The organism is Streptococcus mitis (assembly GCF_001579035.1).
Taxonomy (GTDB): domain Bacteria; phylum Bacillota; class Bacilli; order Lactobacillales; family Streptococcaceae; genus Streptococcus; species Streptococcus mitis_J.
The window spans coordinates 1-698 of sequence record NZ_KQ970310.1 but is presented as its reverse complement, the minus strand read 5'-3'; the positions used below and the strand labels follow the sequence as shown (position 1 = coordinate 698).

The 698-nt window shown below is 37.4% G+C and carries 1 pseudogene; it reads left to right on the top strand.

Going from position 1 to position 698, the window contains the following annotated elements:
• Window positions 1–698 (top strand): annotated as a pseudogene (locus SMIDD26_RS10830) (IS4 family transposase); the annotation flags it as partial.

The following is a 698-nucleotide window of genomic DNA, read 5'->3' as shown; positions in this document are numbered from 1 at the left end:
GAGCGCTTAGCTCTGATTCAGATGATGGAGGCTTCTCCCTTTCGAGAAAGCTCTTGTTATTATGGATAGAGGCTATGAAAGTTACAATCTTATAGCTCATTTTCAAGAAAAAGGTTGGCTTTATATCATCCGCATTCGAGATGGGAAACAATCCATGTATTCCTCCTTCAACTTGCCAAATACGGAGTGTTTTGATCAAACATTTTCTCTAACATTATCACGAAAGCAAACCAATCAACTCAAAAAACGTTATCATGATTTCCCCAATGACTATCATTTTATTCCACACAATTCTACTTTTGATTTTCTTCCAGAAACAAGTCAAAAACAGGACCCTGTAGCAGTCTATGAACTTCCTTTCCGTATGGTGCGTTTAGAAGTGAAAGAAGGAAAATACGAAACTCTGGTGACCAATACAGACTATTCAGTCCAAGAATTAAAAAATCTCTACGCCAGCAGATGGGGCATAGAGACTAGTTTTCGTGACCTGAAATACAGTGTTGGCTTGGTTAATTTTCATGCAAAAAAGAAGGAAGGGATTCTCCAAGAAATCTTTGCTCACTTTACAAATTTTAACTTTTGTCGTTGGGTAATCTCGCAAGTTGCCATCGATAATAGTCACAAAAAACAAAGATATAAAGTTTGTTTCTCAGATGCAGCTTATGCCTGCCGTTTGTTTTTTAACGGTTCCCTTTCTT